Source organism: Agromyces sp. NPDC055658 (assembly GCF_053618155.1).
This window is the reverse complement of record NZ_JBSHHD010000017.1, coordinates 1-22,057: the sequence shown is the minus strand read 5'-3', so window position 1 is coordinate 22,057 and position 22,057 is coordinate 1. Positions and strand designations below refer to the sequence as shown.

Here is a 22,057-nt window from a genome sequence, read left to right as displayed (position 1 = left end):
GCCGCCCGTCGGTCGTGCAGGCGCGAAGCGCCGTATCGAGACCACGCCGCGGACGTGGTCTCGGTACGCTCCTTCGTCGCTACTCGACCGGCCTCACGAAGTCCGCGCGCGCCTCGACGCCCAGATCTGGGTGGTCGACGAAGATGCCGTCGACCCCGGTCGCGAGCACGTCGGCGAACTCGGTCGCCCAGTCGCCGTAACCGGCTCGAGTGGAACCCTTCCGGTTCGCCGGTACGAGGAATCGATTCTCGGGTCGCAGCGTCCACGTGTAGACCTCGAGCCCCGCCGCATGGGCCGCGACGACGAGCGCCGCCCCACGCAGGGGCGGCGCCGAGGCATCCTTCGCGCGCTTCGGCGGCGCGCCCACCAGGCGGCCCTTGCCGACGCTCACGCCGTCGAACCGGCCGGCGAGCCCGCGCAGGCCGTCGGCGGTGAGGAACGCGTCGTAGCGTGGGGCATGCCGGCCCTGTGCGAGCACGAGGTCCCATGGGCTGCCGGTGTTCTCGATGAGCGCGACCCGCTTGCCCCGGATGCCTCGGGCCGCGAGCCGCTCGAGCAGGGTCGGCTCGAACGCCTCCATGATGAGCCGTTCGTCGCCCCTCCCCCAGCCCGCGGCCTCGAGCTCGGCCGCGAAGAGCTCGTCGAGCGGCAACCCGAGCGCGGCGAAGTGGGCGGCGTGCTTGAACTCGGCGACCATGCGGATGAGACGGCGCTGCTCGTCGGCGGCGGTGTCGATCAGGCCGAACAGGTCGCGCAGCCTGATGACCGGGTACCGCCCGTCGAAGCTCGCGCTCGCGGGACGCAGCGAGCCGAGCCGTTCGCGGGCGCGCAGCGTGGCGAGCTCGGCCCACGTGAAGTCCTCCGTGAACCAGCCGGTGAGCGGGGCGCCGTCGACCTCGCGCGTCGTGCGCCGGCCCGCGAACTCGGGCCTCGACGCGACATCCGTGGTGCCCGAGATCTCGTTCTCGTGGCGCAGCACGAGCACGCCGTCGCGGGTCGACACGATGTCGGGCTCGACCGCGTCGGCGCCGAGCGCGAATGCGAGCTCGTAGGCCGAACGGGTGTGCTCCGGCCGGTAGCCCGGCGCACCGCGGTGCCCGATGACGAGGGGGCGCCCGGCCAGGTCGTGCTGCATCTGCCCAGCGTAGCCAGCGGCCGTGCGCGCGGCCCGGAATTCCGCGGGAACTCTCGGCGTTGTCTCGAACAACTCGGGTAGGTTTGTTAACCGGCGCGGATGCCGCATCCGGTCGCCGATCCCCCGCATCCGACGACAGCCGAAAGCAGAGGAACCCATGGCTCTCGACAACCCCGCATTCTCGCGGAACTCCGCCTTCTCGCAGCAGGGAGCCGTGGCCGCATCGCAGGACATCTCGGCCCAGCAGCTGCAGGAGATGTACAACCAGCCCGCGACGCCGCCCGCCGGCGAGACGATGACGGTCGAGTCGACGCTCGCGAAGTCGGTCGCCGGCTTCGGCCTGCTGCTCGTCGGTGCAGCGATCGGCTGGCTCACCGTCGAGAGCGTGCCGTTCCTCTGGATCGGCGCCGGCATCGTCGGCTTCGTGCTCGCGATGGTCAACGTCTTCAAGCGCGAGCCGTCGGCCGCGCTGATCCTCGCGTACGCGGGCGTTCAGGGCGTCTTCGTCGGCGGCATCTCGGCCTGGTACGAGATGATGTACGGCGGCGGCATCGTGGCTCAGGCCGTCATCGCAACGCTCGTCGTGTTCGGCGTGACGCTCGCGCTGTTCGCCTCCGGCAAGATCCGGGCGTCGAAGCGTGCGACGAAGGTGTTCCTCATCGCGATGGTGGGCTACCTCGTGTTCTCGCTCGTCACCTGGGGCCTCCAGCTCTTCGGCGTGGTGGGCGACGTGCGCTCCATGCCGAGCCCCATCTTCGGTATCGAGTGGGGCCTCATCATCGGCGTGCTCGTCGTGATCATGGCGGCCTACTCGCTCGTGCTCGACTTCGACTTCATCCAGCAGGGCGTGCGCAACCGCGCTCCGAAGAAGTACGAGTGGACCGGCGTCTTCGGCATCATGGTCACCGTCATCTGGCTCTACCTCGAGATCCTGCGCATGCTCGCGATCGCGCGCGACTAGGCTCCTCGCCGGTCGAGTGGGCGCGCAGCGCCGTATCGAGACCCGAACGGCCGCCCTCGGGCGGCCGTTCGGCGTTTCCGGCGCTCAGTACCCGAAGGCCGACGCGGCAGCTCGGATCGCCTCGGCGGATGCCGCGAGCTGCGCCCGCTCGCGATCGGAGAACGGGGTGCCGACGATCGGGCGCGCGCCCTCGCCGTCGACGACGCTCGGCAGCGACAACGCGACCCCCTCGAGCTCGGGGATCTCCGGACCGTGCACCGTGCTCACCGGCAGCACGGCGTGCTCGTCGCGCAGCACGGCCTCGACGATGCGGGCACCGGTCAGCCCGATGGCGTAGTTCGTCGCCCCCTTGCCGCGGATCACCGTGTAGGCGGCATCGCGCACCTCCCGCGCGATGCCGTCGAGCTCCTCGGCGGTGAACCGTCGACCGCCCTCCCAGTCGAGGATCGGGACCGGACCGATGCGCGCCTCCGACCACAGCGGGAACTCGGTGTCGCCGTGCTCGCCGACGATGTTGGCGTGCACGCTCGACGTCGACACGCCCGCCCGCTCGGCGAGCCGCCAGCGCAGTCGCGAGGTGTCGAGCACCGTGCCCGATCCGAACACGCGCTCGACAGGGAGCCCGGTGATGCGCTGCGCCGCGACCGTGAGCACGTCGACCGGGTTCGTCACGAGCACGACGACGGCGTCCGGCGCCCGCTCGAGGAGGGCGGGCAGCAGCCGCTCGAGAATGCCGACGTTCGTCGCGGCGAGATCCATGCGGCTCTGGCCCGGAGCCTGTTTCGCCCCGGCGGTGACGACGATGACGTGCGATCCCTCGACGACGGACACGTCGGCACCGCCCGTGACCCGTGCCCGGGTGAACTGGGTGCCGTGCGCGAGGTCGAGCACCTCGGCCTCGACCTTCTCGGCGGCGATGTCGTAGAGCACGATCTCGGCTGCCGAATCCCTGATGAGCGCGGCGTAGGCGAGGCTCGATCCGACCGCCCCCGCGCCGACGACGGTGAGCTTGCTGTTCTCGACGACTCCCATGCGGCCAGTCTGCCGCACTCCCCGTGAACGCCGAAGGGCGCCCGCCCCACCGCCCGCGCCCCTCGCCCCCCCCCACCCAGCACGACGGGGACGGGAGCGATCACTCCCACTCGATGGTCCCCGGCGGCTTCGAGGTGACGTCGAGCACGACGCGGTTGACCTCGCGCACCTCGTTGGTGATGCGGTTCGAGATGCGAGCGAGCACGTCGTAGGGCAGTCGGGTCCAGTCGGCGGTCATCGCATCCTCCGACGAGACCGGGCGCAGCACGATCGGGTGGCCGTAGGTGCGGCCGTCGCCCTGCACGCCGACCGAGCGGACGTCGGCGAGCAGCACGACCGGGCACTGCCAGATCTCGCCGTCGAGACCGGCCTTCGTGAGCTCTTCGCGGGCGATCGCGTCGGCGTCGCGCAGCAGCTCGAGCCGGTCGCGGGTGACCTCGCCGACGATGCGGATGCCGAGGCCAGGGCCGGGGAACGGCTGGCGGCCGACGATCGCCTCGGGAAGCCCGAGTTCGCGGCCGATCGCGCGCACCTCGTCTTTGAAGAGGGTGCGCAGCGGTTCGACGAGCTCGAACTGCAGGTCTTCGGGGAGGCCGCCGACGTTGTGGTGGCTCTTGATGTTCGCGGTGCCCGAGCCGCCGCCCGACTCGACGACGTCTGGATACAGCGTGCCCTGCACGAGGAACTTGATCGGCTTGCCGTCGGCGGCGGCCTCGGCGATGAGGTCGCGCTCGGCGGCCTCGAACGCGCGGATGAACTCGCGACCGATGATCTTGCGCTTCTCCTCGGGGTCAGTGACCCCGGCGAGCGCGTCGAGGAAGGTCGCTTCGGCGTCGATCGTGACGAGGCGCACGCCCGTGGCGGCGACGTAGTCGTTCTGCACCTGCTCGCGCTCGCCCTTGCGCAGCAGCCCGTGGTCGACGAAGACCGCGGTCAGCTGGTCGCCGACGGCGCGCTGCACGAGTGCGGTCGACACGGCCGAGTCGACGCCGCCCGAGAGCGCCGAGATGACGCGGGCGTCGCCGACCTGCTCGCGGATGCGGGCGACCTGCTCGGCGATGACGTTGCCCGAGTTCCACTCGGCGGGGATGCCGGCGGCGCGGTGCAGGAAGTTCTCGATGATGCCCTGGCCGAACGGCGAGTGCTTCACCTCGGGGTGCCACTGCACGCCGTAGAGCTTGCGCTCGTCGTTCGCGAACGCGGCGACCGGGGTCGACTCGGTCGAGGCGAGCACTTCGAAGCCCTCGGGCGCGCGGGCGACCGAGTCGCCGTGGCTCATCCACACGGTCTGCGCGGCCGGCTGGTCGACGAGGAGCGCGTTGCCCGAGGCATCCGTCACCGTCGCGGCGGTCGCGCCGTACTCGCGGGCGCCGGTCTCGGCGACCTCGCCGCCGAAGTGCCGCGCCATCACCTGGAAGCCGTAGCAGATGCCGAGGGTGGGCACGCCGAGCTCGAGGATCGTCTCGTCGAGCTGAGGGGCGCCCTGCTCGTACACCGAGCTGGGTCCGCCCGAGAGCACGATGCCGATCGGGTTCTTGGCGCGCACCTCGTCGGCCGAGATCGTGTGCGGCACGATCTCGGAATAGACGGATGCCTCGCGCACGCGCCGCGCGATCAGCTGCGCGTACTGCGCGCCGAAGTCGACGACGAGAACGGGCCGCTGCTCGGTCTGCTGGTCGGTCACTGCTGGGCCTCCACGGAGTCGGGGGTGGGGTCGGATGCCTCGGGGCTGGTGCCGCCCGCCGCGCCGGCGTCGTCGCCGGCCGCGGCGTCGGCTTCGCGCCGGTCGAGGTACGCACGCACCTCGCGCCCGATACGCGCCTCGAGGAAGAACGAGAGGAACGGGATGACGCCGCCGAGGGCGATGACGATGAACCGCGTGAACGGCCAGCGCATCAGGCTCCACAGCCTGAAGTCGCTGAACAGGTAGACGACGTAGAACCAGCCGTGCGCGATGAGGATGCCGGTCGAGAGGTTCACGCCCTGCCCGGTCGACTCGAGCCCCGAGGCCGTCTCGAGCACGGGCTCGAGCGAGAGCACGCCGTTCGGGCCGAACGCGAAGAGCTCGTAGTGCCAGACGTACTTCACGAGCATCTCGGCGCAGAGCAGCAGCAGCATGACGCCCGTGATGACCGAGGCCACCTGGTAGAACTTCAGCGCCCCGCGAATGCGCGGCAGATCGGCGAGTTTGGGCTCGAGGGGCATGAACACAGTCTACGTGGCGTCGGCTGGGCGCAGGCTCAGCACGAACCGGCGCAGCATGGCGACCGCGTCGTCGATGCCGCGGGCCGGGTCGGGCGCGGCCGCGTTCGCGATCGCGACCTCGTTGAGCGCCCCCGAGAGCATCGTCGCGACCGTGTCGAGCGACCGGTCGTCGATGACGCCCGCCTCGGCGAGTTCGGCGACGCCCTCGTCGAGCAGGCGCACGCTCGACTCGAGGTCGCCCTCGCGCCATTCGCCCCAGCCGAGCACGGCCGGCCCCTCGATGAGCAGGATGCGCCGCACCTCGGGCGCGAGGCTCGCCTCGAGGAATGCGCGGCAGCCGGCGAGGAAGTCGTCGAGCACGTCGTCGTGACCGGTGGCCGCCTGCTCGACGGCCCGGGCGACGCCGAGTTGCGCATGCTCGACCACCGCCTGGAAGAGGCCGCGCTTGCTGCCGAAGTGGTGGTAGAGCGCCCCGCGGGTGAGGCCCGCCTCGGCCATCAGGTCTTCGAGGGCCACCCCCGCGTAGCCGTCGACGGCGAATCGGGCGGTCGCGAGGCGCACGATCTCGCTGCGCGTGCGGTCGCGCTGCTCGGCCTTCGTCGCCACGTCGCCTCCCGGTTGACATGCACACTGTACGTCACCCATCATGACACATACATACAGTCTGTATGCATCTTTCGATCGTCAGGGGAACCCATGCTGCACAGCTGCTATCCCGTGCTCTGCTCCGCGGATGTCGCGGCGAGCGCCCGCTTCTACCGCGATCACTTCGGCTTCGAGAACGCCTTCGAGTCAGGCTGGTACGTGAGCCTCCGACACCCCGGCTCAGGACACGAGCTCGCGCTGCTCGACCCCGCGCACGTGTCGGTCCCCGCCGGCTACGGCGTGACGGCCCGCGGCGTGCTCGTCAACCTCGAGGTCGACGACGTCGACGCGATCGCGGCCCGGCTCGAGGCATCCGGCGTGCCGATCGTGCAGGAGCTGCGCAGCGAGCCGTTCGGCCAGCGGCACGTGATCGTGCGCGACCCCGGCGGCGTGCTCGTCGACGTCATCACCGAGATCGAGCCGTCGCCCGAGTTCGCGGCGGCGTTCGGGGCGTGAGCGGCCGCGCTTCCCGACGGACGATCAGTCGTCGCCGGGCGCCCCCGCGGCCGACGCAGGTGCCGAGGTCGCGTCCGCGGCGGCCTCCGCCTCGTCGCGCTCGCGCTCGACGGCGTCGCGCACGAGCCGGTACCAGAGGTAGATCGCGAAGCCCGCGAACACGACCCACTCGACCGCGTAGAACACGTTGAGCCAGTTGAGCTCGGTGGTCTGCTCGGGCGGAGGCGACGAGATCGCGTCGAGTCCCGCGACGGGGTCGGAGGCCGTGACGTAGCCGAAGTAGACGGGCCGGTCGTCGTAGTCGGCCCACAGGTTGATGAGCTGCGCGACCGCGACGGTGTTCATCGCGAACGGGTCGTCGTCGGTGTCGGGCGGCACCGGCGCCTCGGTCGGCAGGAACCGGCCGACGACGCTCACCCGCGTGCTGCCGTCGAGCCCGGCCTCGAACTCGTCGAGCGCGGCTCGCACGGTCGGCTCGTCGGCCGCCCAGCCCAGCGCGATGGGGAGGCCTCCGGCCGGCGCCTCCGCGACCTCGAGGTGGGCGACCGCCCAGTACCCCAGGACGCCGTCGTTCAGGCGCCCCTCGACGATCACCGTGTCGCCCGGCACGTAGGTGCCGGTGACCTCGACGCGCTGCGCGGTGACCGCCTGCCGCGTCGGCGAGTCGGGCTCGGCGATGCCGTCGAAGGGCATCACCTGCTCGGTCGGCCGTTCGATGACGACCGCCTGCTCGACGGCCCGCTCGATCTGCCACTGGCCGAGCAGGGCGAACCCTGCGGCGACGGCGAGCGCGGCGACGAGCGCGGCGATCCAGCGCGGGCGCAGCATCATGCGCACGACGGCGCGGCGTGAGTCGGCGGACACGATGGACAAGCCTACCGGCGCGCGGCTGGGAGGTCGTTCGGCCAGCGGCCGGTCGAGTCGGCGCGCAGCGCCGTGTCGAGACCACCGGCCTCCCTGTTCAGTCCACCTTCACGATGTCGGGCGCCTCGAGCCGCACCCGGTCGGCGGACTCGTCGTCGGGCTGCTCCTGCGACGCGCGCTCTGCGGCGACCCGCTGCAGGTAGCGCTCGACCTCGAGCGTCTCGCGCGCCTCGTCCCAGCCGAGCACCCGGCCCATGAGCCTCGCCGCGACCGGCGCTGCCGACACTCCGCGGTCCCACGACTCGATCGAGATGCGGGTACGACGTGCGAGCACGTCGTCGAGGTGCAGCGCCCCCTCGTGCGAGGCGGCGTAGACCACCTCGGCGGCGAGGTAGTCGTCGGCACCGGGCAGTGCCTCACCGAGCTCGGGGTCGGCGCGGATGAGGTCGAGGAGCTCGTCGGTCAGGGTGCCGTAGCGGTTCAGCAGGTGCTCGATGCGCACCTTGTGCACGCCGAACGCCCGCGCGATCTTGCCGCGCTTGTTCCACGCCGCCTGGTAGCCCTCGGCGCCGAGCAGCGGGATGTCCTGCGTGGTCGACGCCGGGACCTTGCCGTCGAGCGCGTCGACGGCGGCGTCGATCGCATCCTTCGCCATGACTCGGTAGGTGGTCCACTTTCCGCCCGCGATCACGACGAGCCCGGGCACGGTGTGCGCCACGAGGTGCTCGCGCGACAGCTTCGACGTCTGCTCGCTCTCACCGGCGAGCAGCGGCCGCAGCCCGGCGTAGACGCCCTCGACGTCTTCGCGGGTGAGCGGGATCGCGAGCACGCGGTTGACGTGCTCGAGCAGGTAGTCGATGTCGGCGGCGGTCGCCGCGGGGTGCGCCTTGTCGAGGTTCCAGTCGGTGTCGGTGGTGCCGATGAGCCAGTGCCGACCCCACGGGATCACGAAGAGCACGCTCTTCTCGGTGCGGAAGATCATGCCCATCGCCGACTGGATGCGGTCACGGGGCACGACGAGGTGGATGCCCTTGGACGCGCGCACCTTGAAGGTGCCGCGCTCGCCCACCATGCGCTGGGTGTCGTCGGTCCACACGCCCGTCGCGTTCACGACCTGCTTCGCGCGCACCTCGAAGTGCTCGTCGGTCTGCAGGTCGTGCGCCTTCACGCCGACGACCCGCTCGCCGACCTTGATGAAGCCCTCGACCTTGACCCGGCTCGCGACGTGCGCGCCGTAGAAGCTCGCCGTCCGGGCGAGCGATGCGACGTAGCGGGCGTCGTCGACCTGAGCGTCGTAGTAGGTCAGGCCGCCGACGAGTGCGTCCTTCGAGAGCGATGGGATGGCACGCATCACCTGCCGTTTCGACAGGTGCCGGTGATGGGGCACCCCGGGCGGGCGCCCTCCGGTGTAGCTGAAGATGTCGTAGAGCATCATGCCGGCGCCGACGTAGAACCGCTCGAACACGCGCTTCTGGAGCGGGTAGAGGAAGCGCACGGGCTTGACGAGGTGCGGCGCGATGCGCTGCAGCAGCAGCCCTCGCTCGATGAGCGCCTCGCGCACGAGGCGGAAGTCGAGCTGTTCGAGGTAGCGGATGCCGCCGTGCACGAGCTTCGACGACCGGCTCGAGGTGCCCGAGGCCCAGTCGCGGGCCTCGAGGAGGCCGGTCGAGAGCCCGCGCGTGACGGCGTCGAGCGCCGCGCCGGTGCCGACGATGCCGCCGCCGACGACGAGCACGTCGAGCTCTTTCTCCTTGAGTCGCGCGATCGCGGCGTCGCGTTCCTCCGGTCCGAGCTTCTGCGAACGCGTCACCGACTTGAGCTGCGCCATCGTGCCACCCCATCCCCGCGGCCTCGTGGCTCGGCCGCGTGATCCGTTTCCACGCTACCCGAGCGACCGCGGATGGGTAAGCCTCTTGCGGCGGGTCACGATGGCTGCTTCGAGCCCGGCCGTGCGAGGACGACGGCCCGGGTCACGGCTCGACGACGACCCGTTCGAACTCAGCCCCGCTGGAACTACGACCCGAGATACGGCTCGACGACGGCACGTTCGAACTCAGCCCCGCTGGAACTACGACCCGAGATACGGCTCGACGACGACCTCGACGCGCTGGAACTCCTTCAGGTCGGAGTAACCGGTCGTCGCCATCGACTTCTTGAGCGCACCGACGAGGTTCGCGGTGCCGTCGGCGGCCGGCGCGGGCCCGTAGAGCACCTCTTCGAGCGGGGCGACCTGGCCGACCTGCACGCGACGGCCGCGCGGGAGCTTCGCGTGGTGCGCCTCCGCACCCCAGTGGTAGCCGCCGCCGGGCGCGTCGGTGGCGCGCGCGAGCGCCGCGCCGAGCATGACCGCGTCGGCGCCGCAGGCGACGGCCTTCACGATGTCGCCGGCGGTGCCGACGCCGCCGTCGGCGATGACGTGCACGTAGCGGCCGCCCGACTCGTCGAGGTAGTCGCGGCGAGCGCCCGCGACATCCGCGACGGCCGTGGCCATGGGCGCGTGGATGCCGAGCGTCGTGCGCGTCGTCGAGGCGGCGCCGCCGCCGAAGCCGACGAGCACGCCGGCGGCACCCGTGCGCATGAGGTGGAGCGCCGCGGTGTACGTCGCCGCACCGCCGACGATGACGGGCACGTCGAGCTCGTAGATGAACTTCTTGAGGTTCAGCGGCTCCTGGTTCTTCGACACGTGCTCGGCCGAGACGGTCGTGCCGCGGATGACGAACAGGTCGACGCCGGCGGCGACGACGGTCTCGTAGAGCTCCTGCGTGCGCTGCGGCGAGAGGGCGCCGGCGACGGTCACCCCTGCCGCGCGTATCTCGGCGAGGCGCTCGGTCACGAGTTCGGGCTTGATCGGCTCGGCGTAGAGCTGCTGCATTCGCTCGGTGGCGCGGTCGGCCGGGAGGTTGCGGATCTCGGCGAGGACCGGTGCGGGATCGTCGTAGCGGGTCCACAGGCCTTCGAGGTCGAGCACGCCGAGGCCGCCGAGCTGGCCCATCATGATCGCGGTCTGCGGCGAGACCACCGAGTCCATCGGCGCGGCGAGGAACGGGATGTCGAACTGGTAGGCGTCGATCGACCACGCGACCGATACGTCTTCGGGGTCGCGCGTGCGCCGGCTCGGCACGATCGCGATGTCGTCGAACGCATACACTCGCCGGCCCCGCTTGGAGCGGCCGATCTCGATCTCCTGGGTCACCACTCAACCCTACCCGGGCGATACTCCGCCGGCTGAGAGGAACAGCGTGCGCACCGGACCGCGCCCCGATCTAGAACGGTGGCATGACGCCCACGGCGACCAGCAGCATCGGCGCGAGCACCAGGATGCCGGCGAGCAGGACCGGCGCGCCGAGGAGGCCGGCCACGATCGGGACCGGTCGCCAGCGCGTGCGCCGCGCGTGCGAGATCGCGACGACCCCGAAGCTGGTTGCGAAGAACACCGCGCCCAGCAGGTAGACGACGCCGGCCGCATCGATCTCGTCGGGACTTCCGGTGATCCCGGTCGCGAGCGCGGCGGCTTCGCCGATCGTGCCGAGTGCATAGATGGCGAAGGCTCCGAAGGCTCCCCACAGCAGCAGCGTCATCGTGTTCGATGCACGCGCGGCCGTCCGCGGGAGCACCGAGAGCACCAGGACGACCGCCCCGAACAGCTTGAGACCCACGACCAGCCAGTTCATGAAGGCCAGACCGGAGGCGTAGGCCGCCAGTGGTCCGCCGGCGAAGTGGTCCGTCGCCTCGAACGCGATGTTCACCGCAGCGAACACGACGATCCCGAGCGCGCCGAGCATCGCCGCCCCCAGTGCGATCGTCGAGACGGACGCCGGTCCGGCGAGCGCCTTCGGACTGTCGATGCTCCGGTTGGTCATGCCGATGAGTCTGGGTGTCGGCACCCCTTCCCGCCTCACCCGATCGGGTGAGGCGATACCCGGCCCACGACTCGCCGCTCACGTCACGGCGCGTCGGTTCCCCGGAGGAAGAGCCGCGACGCGACCGCGCGGGCGAGTTCGTCGGGTGCCGCGCCGGCAGGCGCGTCGATCGCACCGGCGTTCCAGAGCGTGGCGAAGCCGTGCACGAGCGACCATGCCGCGAGCGCGTTCGCCCGGGTGTCACCGGCTGCGGCGCCCGCGCCGGCGCGCAGGAGGTCGCCGGCGCGATCCCGGGCCGCGGCGAGCGCCGGGTCGTCCTCGCGCAGCAGCTCGGGCCGGAACATCACGGCGAAGCGACCCGGTTCGGCGGTCGCGAACCTCACGTAGGCGACCCCGGCCGCCACGAAGTCGCCGCCGGATGCCTCGAGCTCGCGCACCAGCCGGTCGAACCCGTCGGCGGCGATGGCGGTGAACAGGCCCGTGCGATCGCCGAAGTGGTGGGCGGGCGCCGCGTGCGAGACGCCGACACGTCGCGCGAGGTCGCGGAGGCTCAGCCGGTCGACGCCGTCGGACTCGATCGCGTCGACGGCGGCGTCGATGAGCGCTGCACGCAGGTCCCCGTGGTGGTACGGCATGCGTCGACCCTACGCGACCAATCTAGGCATTGACAAGTTCCCTTGCGCCCTGCAATCTAGTCACTGACAAGTTCTGTTGGAAGGAGCCGCGCATGACCACCTCATCCGATTCCGCGACCACGGCCGCGACCGACGCCGCCTCGCGCCGGCCGACCGGCCGCAACCCCTGGGTTCAGACCTTCGTGTCGCCCGTGCCGATCGCCTTCGCCGTCGGCACCCTCGGCACCGCGCTCACGGGGTCAGTGCTCGCCGCGCTCGGTGCCACCGACGCCGCCGCGGCCTGGCAGGCATGGCTGACCGGAGGGCTCGTCGCGATGTTCCTCATCGCGGCGTCCGGCCGGCTCCACCCGAAGCTCCGCGCCGGACTCGCCGCGATGGTGCCGCCGGCGCTGCCGCGCCCGGACCTCATCGTGGCGGCGACCGGCGTGCTCGAGGCCGCCGGCGCGATCGGCCTCCTCGTGCCCGCGACCCACGACCTCGCGGCGCTCTGCCTCGCGCTGCTGCTCGTGGCCGTGTTCCCCGCGAACGTGCGCGCGGCGCGCCTCGGCGAGCGCGTCGGCAGCCTGAGCTCGCCGCTCCTGCCGCGCACGATCGAGCAGATCGTGTGGATCGCGGCCTGCCTCGTCGTCGCATTCGGCTGAGCGCCACCGCATCCTCCAGCGGTCAGCGCGCTCGGGCGACCCGCCCCTCGTCCCAGACGGGCGCATCGGTCTCCACGACCTCGCCCGCCTCGGTGAACACCACGAAGCGATCGAAGCTGCGGGTGAACCACCGGTCGTGCGTGACCGCGACGACCGTGCCGTCGAATCGCCCGAGGGCGTCCTCGAGCGCCTCGGCCGAGACGAGGTCGAGGTTGTCGGTCGGCTCGTCGAGCAGCAGGAGGGTCGCACCCGACAGCTCGAGCAGCAGGATCTGCAGGCGCGCCTGCTGCCCGCCCGAGAGCGACTCGAAGGTCTGCAGCGCCGCGCCGGCGAGCCCGTATCGATCGAGCGCCGAGCTCGCGGCCTCGCGCGCCATCCCCTCCCGGTTCGCGTCGCCGCGGTGCAGGATGTCGAGGAGGGTGCGCCCCCGGAACTCGGGATGCTCGTGGTTCTGCGCGAACCAGCCGGGAACGACGCGCGCGCCGAGCACCGCCCGCCCCTCGTGCGGCACGCGGGCGAGCTGCTCTCCCACGCTCGTGACGTGTCCGAGGGTGCGATCGGGTTCGGTGCCGCCACCCGCGAGCAGCCGCAGGAAGTGCGACTTGCCCGAGCCGTTCGAGCCGAGCACGGCGACCCGGTCGCCGTACCAGACCTCGAGGTCGAACGGGCGCATGAGCCCCGTGAGCTCCAGCCCCTCGCACACGATCGAGCGCTTGCCGGTGCGCGAGCCGCGCAACCGCATCGAGACCGCCTGCGCGGGTGGTCGCTCCTCGGGAGGACCGGCCTCCTCGAACTTGCGCAGCCGGGTCACCGCGGCCTGGTACCGCGAGGCCATGCCGTCGTTGTACGTCGCCTTCACCTTCATCGTCTGCACGAGCGTCTTGAGCGCCGCGTGCTGCTCGTCCCATCGGCGGCGCAACTCGTCGAGGCGGGCGAACCGCGCATCGCGCGCCTCGTGGTACCCCTCGAAGCTCCCGCCGTGCACCCAGGCGGTGTTGCCGGCGGCGCCGAGCTCGAGCGTCACGATGCGGTCGGCGGCCCGCGCGAGCAGTTCGCGGTCGTGCGAGACGAGCAGCACCGTCTTCGGCGTCTCGCGCAGTCGATCCTCGAGCCAGCGCTTGCCGGGCACGTCGAGCGAGTTGTCGGGCTCGTCGAGCAGCAGCACCTGCTCCGGCCCGCGCAGCAGCGCCTCGAGGGCGAGGCGCTTCTGCTCGCCGCCGGAGAGGGTCGAGAGCTCGCGCCACTTCGCCCGTTCGTAGGGGACGCCGAGCGCCGCGAGCGTGCAGTGGTCCCACACGACCTCCTGCTCGTAGCCGCCGGCTTCGGCGTACTCGGCGAGCGCGGTCGCGTAGCGCATCTGCGCGTCGGTATCGTCGCGTTCGATGAGGGCGTTCTCGGATGCCTCGAGCTCGAGCGCGGCCTCCCTGATGCGGCTCGGCGCGACCGAGACGAGCAGCCCTCCCACCGAGGCATCCGTGCCGTCGACCGTACGCCCCGTGCCGACGAACTGGTCCATCACGCCGAGCCCGCCGTCGACCTGCACGCTGCCCTCGTCGGGCCTGAGCTCTCCGCGGACGATGCGAAGCAGGGTCGACTTGCCCGCGCCGTTGGCGCCGATGAGCGCCGTCGTCGCGCCCTCGGAGACGCGGAAGGCGAGATGCGCGAGCAGCGGTCGCCCGTCGGGAAGCGAATAGGAGACGCCGTTGACGTCGATGAAGCCCATGGGTCAGTGATCCGATCGGTCTGCGACCGGAATCGGGACGCCCGCGGTCGCGCCGCCAGATGACGCGCAGAGCTGGGCAGCCGACCAGAATACAGCGCTCGGGTGCCCCCTGCCAGTCCCGTCCGATCTGCGGCAAGCTGGAGGCATGCATCGCATCGCCGCTGAGCCTCTCGACGTCCTCCGCACCCGCACGAGCGAGAAGTGGCGCCACTACGACGCCGACGTGCTGCCGCTGCCGGTCGCCGAGATGGACTACCCGCTCGCCGAGCCGATCGCCACCGCCCTGCACGCGGCGATCGATCGCTCCGACACCGGGTACGCCGCCGGCAGCCGCCCCGTGGCGGAGGCGTTCGCCCCGTTCGCCGCCGAACGATTCGGCTGGGAGGTCGACCCCGCTCGCATCACCTGCACGGGCGACGTGGCGATGGGGCTCGTCGAGGTGCTGCGGCAGGTGACGGGGCCGGGCGACCCGGTCATCGTCACCCCGCCGATCTATCCCCCGTTCTTCGACATCGTCACCGAGGCATCCGCACGGGTCGTCGAGGTGCCGATGCGCGGCGGCATCGACGAGGGCTGGTCGCTCGACCTCGACGGCATCGACGCCGCGTTCGCCGCCGGTGCGAAGGCCATGCTGCTCTGCAACCCGCACAACCCGATCGGTCGCGTGCCCGAGCGCGACGAGCTCGCGGCCCTCGCCGAGATCGCGGCGCGCCACGGCGTGACGGTCGTCTCCGACGAGGTGCACGGGCCGCTCTCGCAGCCGGGCACGGTCTACACCCCGTTCCTCACCGTGTCGGACGCCGCGCGCGAGCACGGCGTCACGGTCACCGCAGCCTCGAAGGCGTTCAACCTCGCTGGGCTCAAGGCCGCAATGGTGGTCACGGCCTCCGACCGCGGCGACGCCGTGCGGCGCGCCTTCCCGTACGAGGTCGAGTGGCGCATGAGCCAGTTCGGCTCGATCGCCTCGGTCGCCGCATTCCGCGACGGCGGGCACTGGCTCGACGGCGTGCTCGCGAGCCTCGACGACAACCGGCGCCTGCTCGCCGAACTGCTCGCCGACGAACTGCCCGGCGTGCGCTACCGCATCCCCGACGCCACCTACCTCGCGTGGCTCGACCTCTCCGTGCTCGGCTGGGGCGACGACCCAGCCGCGGTCGCACTCGAGCGCGCACGGGTGGCGCTCGGCATCGGCACGATGTTCGGCAAGGACGTGGGCCGGGGCCACGTCAGGCTCAACTTCGCCTGCACGCCCGAGGTGCTCGGCGAGGCGATCGCGCGCCTCGCCGACGCCGCCGAGAGCACACGACGATGACCGATGAGACTCGGGCCCGAGGCATCCGCCTCGCCGACCCCTCCGACGCCGCGACTGCGGCGCGGCTGCAGGTCGAGTTCGCGCTCGAGTTCGACTCGCCGACGCCGAGCCGCGACGTGCTCGAGCCGCGCTTCCGTCGGCTGATCGCCGACCCCGACGGGTTCGTGCTGTTCGCCGGCGACCCCGACCCGACCGGCTACGCCGTGGTGACGCTGCGGCCGACGGTCTACTGCGAGGGCCCGCTCGCGGTGCTCGACGAGTTGTACGTCGTGCCGGGACTCCGCGGCGCCGGCATCGGCACGGCACTGCTCGAACGCGCCGTCGACGAGGTGCTCCGGCGCGGCGGCGGCGAGATGCACATCAACGTCGACGAGGTCGACACCGACGCCCGCCGGTTCTACGAACGCCACGGGTTCGTGAACATCGAGCCGGGCACCGACTACCGCATGCTCTGCTACATCCGAGAGCTGGAGTCGGGCCCGGCCCGTCGCGCGTCAGCGGGTGATCAGCGGGTGTAGTTCGGCGCCTCGACGACGATCTGCACGTCGTGCGGGTGCGACTCCTTGAGCCCGGCGGGCGTGATGCGCACGAACCGGCCCTTCGTCTTCAGCTCGGCGATGGTGCGCGCGCCCACGTAGAACATCGACTGGCGGAGTCCGCCGATGAGCTGGTACGCGACGGCCGACAGCGGCCCGCGGTACGGCACCTGCCCCTCGATGCCCTCGGGGATCAGCTTGTCGTCGCTCGGCACGTCGGCCTGGAAGTAGCGGTCCTTCGAGTACGACGTCTTCTTGCCGCGGGTCTGCAGCGCGCCGAGCGAGCCCATGCCGCGGTACGCCTTGAACTGCTTGCCGTTCTGGAAGACGAGCTCGCCCGGGCTCTCGGCCGTTCCGGCGAGGAGCGACCCGAGCATGACGGTGTCGGCGCCGGCCACGAGTGCCTTCGCGATGTCGCCCGAGTACTGCAGGCCGCCGTCGGCGATGAGCGGCACGCCGGCCGGCTTCGTCGCCTTGGATGCCTCGTACACGGCCGTGATCTGGGGCACGCCCACGCCCGCCACGACGCGCGTCGTGCAGATCGAGCCGGGCCCGACGCCCACCTTGACGGCGTCGGCGCCGGCCTCGACGAGCGCCTTCGCGCCCTCGTAGGTCGCGACGTTGCCGCCGATGACGTCGATGTGGGCGAACGTCGGGTCGGCCTTCAGCCGGCGGATGATGTCGAGCACGCCGGCCGACTCGCCGTTGGCCGTGTCGACGACGAGCACGTCGACGCCGGCGTCGCGCAGCGCCTCTGCGCGCTCCCACGCGTCGCCGAAGAAGCCCATCGCCGCGCCGACGCGGAGGCGCCCCTCGTCGTCCTTCGTCGCGTTCGGGTACTGCTCGCTCTTGTCGAAGTCCTTCACCGTGATGAGACCCGTGAGCCGGCCCTCGTCGTCGACGAGCGGGAGCTTCTCGACCTTGTGCTTCGCGAAGATCGCGAGCGCCTCGTCGGGGTTCATGCCGACCCGGCCCGTGATCAGCGGCATCTTGGTCATGACCTCGCTGACCTTCGTCGACGCCTTCTCGAAGTCGGCGACGAAGCGCATGTCGCGGTTCGAGATGATGCCGACGAGCTTGCCGTCGTCGTCGACGACGGGCAGCCCGCTCACGCGGTACATGGCGCACAGCGCGTCGACATCGGCGACGGAGGCATCCGGCGTCGTCGTCACCGGGTTCGAGACCATGCCCGACTCGCTGCGCTTGACGCGGTCGACCATGTCGGCCTGGTCCTCGATCGACAGGTTGCGGTGCAGGATGCCGATGCCGCCCTGGCGCGCCATCGCGATCGCCATGCGCGCCTCGGTGACCGTGTCCATCGCGGCCGACAGCAGCGGCGTCGCGACGGTGATGCGGCGGGTGAGTCGCGAGGCCGTGTCGGCCTCGGACGGGATCACGTCGGTGTGACCCGGAAGGAGGAGGACATCGTCGTACGTGAGTCCCGTGAATCCGAACGGATCTGCCTGATCCATGACTTCCCTTCGTGTCGGAACACCCGATCGCTGCGCATCGTGGGTGGGGGTGGCGGTGCATCAATGTTAAGCGAGTTTGCACCGCGGGCATTCCCCGGATAACAATCGAGGGCCTGATGTGGGTCCGTGCGATGCGCATGGGCCATAATCGGCAGGTACCGTCGACGACGCCGTCGGCGGAAAGGACCGGTCCCGGAGGTCCACACCATGCCCTCCGGTGGCCCCTTGGAGGTGCAGTGGAACCCACGAGATCTGTCCAGACTCGCTCTCGCGGGAGGTGGCTCCTACTCCTCGGAATACTCCTGTCCGCACTCACTCTGTCCGGCATCGCAGCGTCCCCTGCGGTGGCGGAGGATGGGAGTGCGGCCTCGGCTTCCGATGAGTACGAGTACCACTTCTCGGGCAATGTGCAGTACAACGACGAACCACTCGAAGGCGTGAAGATCACGGTCGAGGGCGGCGGATTCTCCGCCGACACCGAGACCGACGCCGACGGCAAGTGGACGATCGGCGTGCCCGAGAAGACCGAGTACACCGTCGAGCTCGACGAGGACACGCTGCCCGACGGCGTCGTGGTGGCGAAGGGCGAGAACCCCCGCACCGCGGAGTTCGGGCTCACGAACAACAAGTCCGTGAACTTCTTCCTCGGCGAGGGCACCCGGGTGACCGTGTCGTTCTTCGACCAGTTGATCAATCGCGTCGTGAACGGCTTGAACTTCGGCCTGCTGCTCGCGCTCGCGGCGATCGGGCTCTCGCTCATCTACGGCACCACCGGGCTCAGCAACTTCGCGCACTCCGAGATGATCACCTTCGGCGCGCTCATGACGCTGACCTTCTCGTCGGACGTGGGCCTGCCGATCGGCATCGCGATCCTCATCGCGATCCTGCTGAGCGCGGGCCTCGGCTGGGGGCTCGACGCCGCACTCTGGAAACCGCTGCGGAAGCGGGGGGTCGGCGTCATCCAGCTCATGATCGTGAGCATCGGCCTCGCGCTCGCGATGCGCTACACGTTCCAGTTCTTCTACGGCGGCCAGACCCGGCAGCTGCCGGGTGCGTCGCCCGCCGAGTTCCACCTCGGTCCGCTGTCGCTGTCGTGGGTGGATGTCGCGAGCATGGGCATCAGCATCATCGTGCTGCTCGGCGTCGCCTGGTTCCTCCTGCGCACCCGCATCGGCAAGGCGACGCGCGCCGTCTCCGACAACCCGAGCCTCGCCTCCGCGAGCGGTATCGACGTCGACGGCACCATCCGCATTGTGTGGGTGCTGGGCGCAGCGCTCGCGGGCCTCAGCGGCATCCTCTGGGCCTACTACCGTCCGGGCGTGAGCTGGGACATGGGCTTCCAGATCCTGCTGCTCGTGTTCGCCGCCGTCACCCTCGGCGGGCTCGGCACGGCGTTCGGCGCACTCGTCGGCTCGCTCATCGTCGGACTGTTCGTCGAGCTCTCGACGCTCTGGCTTCCGGCAGACATGAAGTTCGTCGCGGCACTGGTGATCCTCATCCTCGTGCTGCTGTTGCGTCCGCAGGGCATCCTCGGTCGCCGAGAGCGGATCGGCTAGGAGGCCCGAAATGATCGACTGGGGAGCAATCTTCTCGAACGCGGCCGTCGAGGTGCTGAGCCCGACCACCGCCGCCTACGCCCTCGCGGCCCTCGGCCTCGCCGTGCACTTCGGCTACACGGGCCTGCTGAACTTCGGCCAGGCCGGCTTCATGGCGCTCGGCGCATACGGCTACGCCATCTCGGTGCTCACCTTCGGCTTCCCCGTCTGGGCCGCCGTGCTGGTCGCCGTCGGCGCATCCGTCGTGTTCGCGCTCATCCTCGGCATCCCGACCCTGCGGTTGCGAGCCGACTACCTCGCGATCGTCACGATCGCGGCGGCCGAGATCCTGCGACTGCTGTTCACCACGAACACCTTCCGCGACGTCACCGGCTCGGCGAACGGCCTCAGCGAGTACAAGGCCGGCTTCCGGGCGCTCAACCCGTTCAGCTTCTCGGGCAAGGCGGGCTTCGGGCCCTGGATGTTCAGCGCGAACGACTGGTGGAACATCGTGGTCGCGTGGACGATCGTCGCCCTCGCGTGCGTGCTCGTCTGGGTGCTCATGCGGAGCCCGTGGGGCCGCGTGCTCAAGGGCATCCGCGAAGACGAGGACGCGGTGCGCTCGCTCGGCAAGAACGTCTACTCGTACAAGATGCAGAGCCTCATCCTCGGTGGTGTCTTCGGCACATTCGCCGGCATGATCTTCATCCTGCCGCGAGCCGTCGTGCCCTCGAACTACGCGACGTCGCTCACGTTCTTCACCTGGGCGATCCTGCTGCTCGGCGGCGCTGCGACCGTGCTCGGCCCGGTGCTCGGCTCGATCGTGTTCTGGGTCGCGCTTTCGTTCTTCTCCGGATTCGTCGCCCGTGCGGTCGAGGCCGGCTGGCTGCCGATCTCCGAGGTGCAGTCGGGCCAGCTCCGCTTCATCCTGGTCGGCGTGGCGATCATGCTCATGGTCGTGTTCAGACCACAGGGCATGCTCGGGAACAAGAAGGAGATGTCCTTTGTCAAGTGACGCCATCCCCACGAAGAAGCCGGTCAAGAGCGTCGGCCTGCACGTCGGCGACGCCGTGCCGGGCTGCAAGAAGACCGATCCGATCCTCATCGCCGACGGGGTCAAGCGCACCTTCGGCGGCCTCACCGCGGTCGACGTCGCGCACGTCGAGGTCCCGCGCGGCGCCATCACGGCCCTCATCGGGCCGAACGGTGCCGGCAAGACGACGTTCTTCAACCTGCTGACCGGGTTCGACAAGCCCGACCACGGCACGTGGAGCTTCGACGGCAAGTCGCTCGCGCACGTGCCGGCCTTCAAGGTCGCGCGGCTCGGGCTGATCCGCACGTTCCAGCTCACCAAGGCGCTCGGGCTCCTGACCGTCATGGACAACATGAAGCTCGGGGCGACCGGCCAGCGGGGCGAGAACCTCTTCCGCGCCATGCTGCCGTTCCTCTGGCGCAAGCAGGACGACGAGATCGAGGCGAAGGCGCTCGAGCTGCTGGGCCGGTTCAAGCTCGATGCCAAGAAGGACGACTACGCGGCGAGCCTCTCCGGCGGCCAGCGCAAGCTCCTCGAGATGGCGCGGGCGCTCATGAGCGATCCGACGCTCGTCATGCTCGACGAGCCGATGGCCGGTGTGAACCCGGCGCTGACGCAGTCGCTGCTCGACCACATCCTCGACCTGAAGACCCAGGGCATGTCGGTGCTCTTCGTCGAGCACGACATGCACATGGTGCGCCACATCGCCGACTGGGTGATCGTGATGGCCGAGGGCAAGGTCGTCGCCGAGGGCGACCCGTACACGGTCATGCAGGATCAGGCGGTGATCGACGCGTACCTCGGCCAGCACCACGACCAGGATCTCGGCGCGACCGACACCGGCCACGTCGAAGCGCTGAAGGAGCTCATCGATGACGAACAGTAGCCCCGCCCCCGCCGTCGAGCAGCCGCCCGCGGGCGACCTCGTCGTCGACGTGCGCAGCATCACGGCCGGGTACCTCCCGGGCGTGAACATCCTCAACGGGTGCTCGCTGACCGCGGCGCCCGGCGAGCTGATCGGCATCATCGGCCCCAACGGGGCCGGCAAGTCGACGCTGCTCAAGTCGATCTTCGGCCTCGTGAAGGTGCGCGAAGGCGGCATCTTCCTGAACGGCGAGGAGATCACGAACCTCAAGGCGAACAAGCTCGTCGCAAAGGGCGTCGGCTTCGTGCCGCAGACGAACAACGTGTTCCCGTCGCTCACCATCCGCGAGAACCTCGAGATGGGCATCTACCTGCGCCCGAAGGGGCTCGGCGAGCGACTCGAGTTCGTCACGGCGATCTTCCCCGAGCTCGGAAAGCGACTCAGCCAGCGGGCCGGTTCGCTCTCGGGCGGCGAGCGCCAGATGGTGGCGATGTCGCGGGCGCTCATGATGGGCCCGCACGTGATGCTGCTCGACGAGCCGAGCGCCGGCCTCTCGCCGGTCAGGCAGGACGAGGCCTTCCTCCGCGTCAAGGAGATCAACAAGGCGGGCGTGACGACCATCATGGTCGAGCAGAACGCCCGGCGATGCCTGCAGATCTGCGACCGCGGCTACGTGCTCGACCAGGGTCGCGACGCCTACACCGGCACCGGTCGTGAGCTGCTCAACGACCCGAAGGTCATCGGCCTCTACCTGGGCACGCTCGGTCAGGACGAGGAGTGACCCGCTCCTGAACCACGACGAACGGGCGGATGCTGCGGCATCCGCCCGTTCCCATGTCCGCGGGGCCGGGTCGCCGCCTCCGCGGCCGCGACGTCCGCGAGGTGGAGTCGCGCGTTCGGCCGGCACCGGGGCGCTCCCCGCCGTTCGTGCGACTCGCATCGCGGAGTCGCGCGGACTGCCCGCGGCATCCCCGCGGTGCGACCGTTCACGCGATCCCACATCGTGGAGTCGCGCGAACTGCCCGCAACATCCCCGCCGTGCGACCGTCTGCGCGACCTCAGGTCGGCGGCAGGCTGCGCGAGACGGTGCCGTTGGCGCCGCTCACGGCCGGCGCACGAGAAACGGCCCCGGCGCGATGCGCCGGGG

Annotated in this window: 21 protein-coding genes; 9 read left to right on the top strand and 12 right to left on the bottom strand. The window is 70.7% G+C overall.

Going from position 1 to position 22,057, the window contains the following annotated elements:
* Positions 1–79: 79 nt before the first annotated feature.
* Positions 80–1,135 carry a glycerophosphodiester phosphodiesterase family protein gene (locus ACWGPE_RS09880; RefSeq protein WP_275505484.1) on the bottom strand — a complete coding sequence of 352 codons (1,056 nt, stop codon included), beginning with the start codon at positions 1,133–1,135 and terminating at the stop codon, positions 80–82.
* 157 nt (positions 1,136–1,292) lie between these two features.
* On the opposite strand from ACWGPE_RS09880, the gene ACWGPE_RS09875 reads away from it, so the two are divergent.
* Positions 1,293–2,096, top strand: a complete 804-nt coding sequence (locus tag ACWGPE_RS09875) for a Bax inhibitor-1/YccA family protein (protein WP_231430150.1) — start codon at positions 1,293–1,295, stop codon at positions 2,094–2,096.
* 84 nt (positions 2,097–2,180) lie between these two features.
* On the opposite strand, the gene ACWGPE_RS09870 is transcribed toward ACWGPE_RS09875, so the two are convergent.
* The 4 genes from ACWGPE_RS09870 to ACWGPE_RS09855 form a co-directional block, all read right to left on the bottom strand.
* A complete protein-coding gene (locus ACWGPE_RS09870; RefSeq protein WP_275505483.1) occupies positions 2,181–3,128 on the bottom strand; it encodes an L-lactate dehydrogenase in 948 nt (315 codons plus the stop codon).
* A 100-nt stretch (positions 3,129–3,228) separates the two neighbouring features.
* On the bottom strand, positions 3,229–4,812 hold the full coding sequence (guaA, locus tag ACWGPE_RS09865; RefSeq protein WP_231430146.1) for a glutamine-hydrolyzing GMP synthase: 1,584 nt from the start codon (positions 4,810–4,812) through the stop codon (positions 3,229–3,231).
* On the bottom strand, positions 4,809–5,333 hold the full coding sequence (locus ACWGPE_RS09860; RefSeq protein WP_231430145.1) for a DUF3817 domain-containing protein: 525 nt from the start codon (positions 5,331–5,333) through the stop codon (positions 4,809–4,811). The genes guaA and ACWGPE_RS09860 overlap by 4 nt, the downstream gene beginning before the upstream one ends.
* Before the next feature lie 9 nt (positions 5,334–5,342).
* Positions 5,343–5,939, bottom strand: a complete 597-nt coding sequence (locus ACWGPE_RS09855) for a TetR/AcrR family transcriptional regulator (RefSeq protein WP_275505482.1) — start codon at positions 5,937–5,939, stop codon at positions 5,343–5,345.
* A gap of 90 nt (positions 5,940–6,029) precedes the next feature.
* On the opposite strand from ACWGPE_RS09855, the gene ACWGPE_RS09850 reads away from it, so the two are divergent.
* Positions 6,030–6,434, top strand: a complete 405-nt coding sequence (locus ACWGPE_RS09850) for a VOC family protein (protein WP_376931264.1) — start codon at positions 6,030–6,032, stop codon at positions 6,432–6,434.
* Positions 6,435–6,458: 24 nt separating this feature from the next.
* Here ACWGPE_RS09850 and ACWGPE_RS09845 read toward each other — a convergent pair whose 3' ends face one another.
* The 5 genes from ACWGPE_RS09845 to ACWGPE_RS09825 form a co-directional block, all read right to left on the bottom strand.
* Positions 6,459–7,298 (bottom strand): SURF1 family cytochrome oxidase biogenesis protein, encoded by an 840-nt coding sequence (locus ACWGPE_RS09845; protein WP_231430142.1) that lies wholly within the window; start codon positions 7,296–7,298, stop codon positions 6,459–6,461.
* Positions 7,299–7,395: 97 nt separating this feature from the next.
* The gene (locus ACWGPE_RS09840; protein WP_231430141.1) at positions 7,396–9,126 is read right to left on the bottom strand and encodes a glycerol-3-phosphate dehydrogenase/oxidase; all 1,731 of its coding nucleotides are present in this window, start codon (positions 9,124–9,126) and stop codon (positions 7,396–7,398) included.
* 240 nt (positions 9,127–9,366) lie between these two features.
* A complete protein-coding gene (locus tag ACWGPE_RS09835; RefSeq protein WP_231430140.1) occupies positions 9,367–10,491 on the bottom strand; it encodes a GuaB3 family IMP dehydrogenase-related protein in 1,125 nt (374 codons plus the stop codon).
* Between the two features lie 70 nt (positions 10,492–10,561).
* Positions 10,562–11,080 carry a hypothetical protein gene (locus ACWGPE_RS09830; protein WP_452048599.1) on the bottom strand — a complete coding sequence of 173 codons (519 nt, stop codon included), beginning with the start codon at positions 11,078–11,080 and terminating at the stop codon, positions 10,562–10,564.
* Positions 11,081–11,241: 161 nt separating this feature from the next.
* The gene (locus tag ACWGPE_RS09825) at positions 11,242–11,793 is read right to left on the bottom strand and encodes a TetR/AcrR family transcriptional regulator (RefSeq protein WP_376931262.1); all 552 of its coding nucleotides are present in this window, start codon (positions 11,791–11,793) and stop codon (positions 11,242–11,244) included.
* Between the two features lie 92 nt (positions 11,794–11,885).
* Between ACWGPE_RS09825 and ACWGPE_RS09820 the strand changes: the two genes are divergently transcribed.
* Complete coding sequence (locus ACWGPE_RS09820) at positions 11,886–12,434, top strand: DoxX family protein (RefSeq protein ID WP_275505477.1); 549 nt, start codon at positions 11,886–11,888, stop codon at positions 12,432–12,434.
* Positions 12,435–12,456: 22 nt separating this feature from the next.
* Here the strand turns inward: ACWGPE_RS09820 and ACWGPE_RS09815 are convergent, their stop codons facing one another.
* The gene (locus ACWGPE_RS09815) at positions 12,457–14,157 is read right to left on the bottom strand and encodes an ABC-F family ATP-binding cassette domain-containing protein (RefSeq protein WP_452048598.1); all 1,701 of its coding nucleotides are present in this window, start codon (positions 14,155–14,157) and stop codon (positions 12,457–12,459) included.
* Positions 14,158–14,302: 145 nt separating this feature from the next.
* On the opposite strand from ACWGPE_RS09815, the gene ACWGPE_RS09810 reads away from it, so the two are divergent.
* Together ACWGPE_RS09810 and ACWGPE_RS09805 are read left to right on the top strand one after the other, a co-directional pair.
* Positions 14,303–15,469 carry a MalY/PatB family protein gene (locus tag ACWGPE_RS09810; RefSeq protein ID WP_275505475.1) on the top strand — a complete coding sequence of 389 codons (1,167 nt, stop codon included), beginning with the start codon at positions 14,303–14,305 and terminating at the stop codon, positions 15,467–15,469.
* Positions 15,466–15,987 carry a GNAT family N-acetyltransferase gene (locus tag ACWGPE_RS09805; protein ID WP_231430134.1) on the top strand — a complete coding sequence of 174 codons (522 nt, stop codon included), beginning with the start codon at positions 15,466–15,468 and terminating at the stop codon, positions 15,985–15,987. Before ACWGPE_RS09810 ends, ACWGPE_RS09805 begins: the two co-directional genes overlap by 4 nt.
* Here ACWGPE_RS09805 and guaB read toward each other — a convergent pair.
* Positions 15,975–17,477, bottom strand: a complete 1,503-nt coding sequence (gene guaB, locus ACWGPE_RS09800; RefSeq protein ID WP_231430133.1) for an IMP dehydrogenase — start codon at positions 17,475–17,477, stop codon at positions 15,975–15,977. The two genes, ACWGPE_RS09805 and guaB, sit on opposite strands and share 13 nt — an antisense overlap.
* 236 nt (positions 17,478–17,713) lie before the next feature.
* Between guaB and ACWGPE_RS09795 the strand changes: the two genes are divergently transcribed.
* Genes ACWGPE_RS09795 through ACWGPE_RS09780 form a run of 4 tightly spaced genes read left to right on the top strand, consistent with a single transcriptional unit; the run spans position 17,714 to position 21,691 of the window.
* On the top strand, positions 17,714–19,033 hold the full coding sequence (locus ACWGPE_RS09795) for a branched-chain amino acid ABC transporter permease (protein WP_374201099.1): 1,320 nt from the start codon (positions 17,714–17,716) through the stop codon (positions 19,031–19,033).
* A 13-nt stretch (positions 19,034–19,046) separates the two neighbouring features.
* Positions 19,047–20,027, top strand: coding sequence for a branched-chain amino acid ABC transporter permease (locus tag ACWGPE_RS09790; RefSeq protein WP_231432278.1), 981 nt, complete (start codon positions 19,047–19,049; stop codon positions 20,025–20,027).
* Between the two features lie 4 nt (positions 20,028–20,031).
* Entirely contained in the window at positions 20,032–20,931 is a 900-nt protein-coding gene (locus ACWGPE_RS09785; RefSeq protein WP_231432277.1) for an ABC transporter ATP-binding protein, read from the top strand.
* Complete coding sequence (locus ACWGPE_RS09780) at positions 20,918–21,691, top strand: ABC transporter ATP-binding protein (RefSeq protein WP_275505473.1); 774 nt, start codon at positions 20,918–20,920, stop codon at positions 21,689–21,691. Before ACWGPE_RS09785 ends, ACWGPE_RS09780 begins: the two co-directional genes overlap by 14 nt.
* Positions 21,692–22,057: the final 366 nt, after the last annotated feature.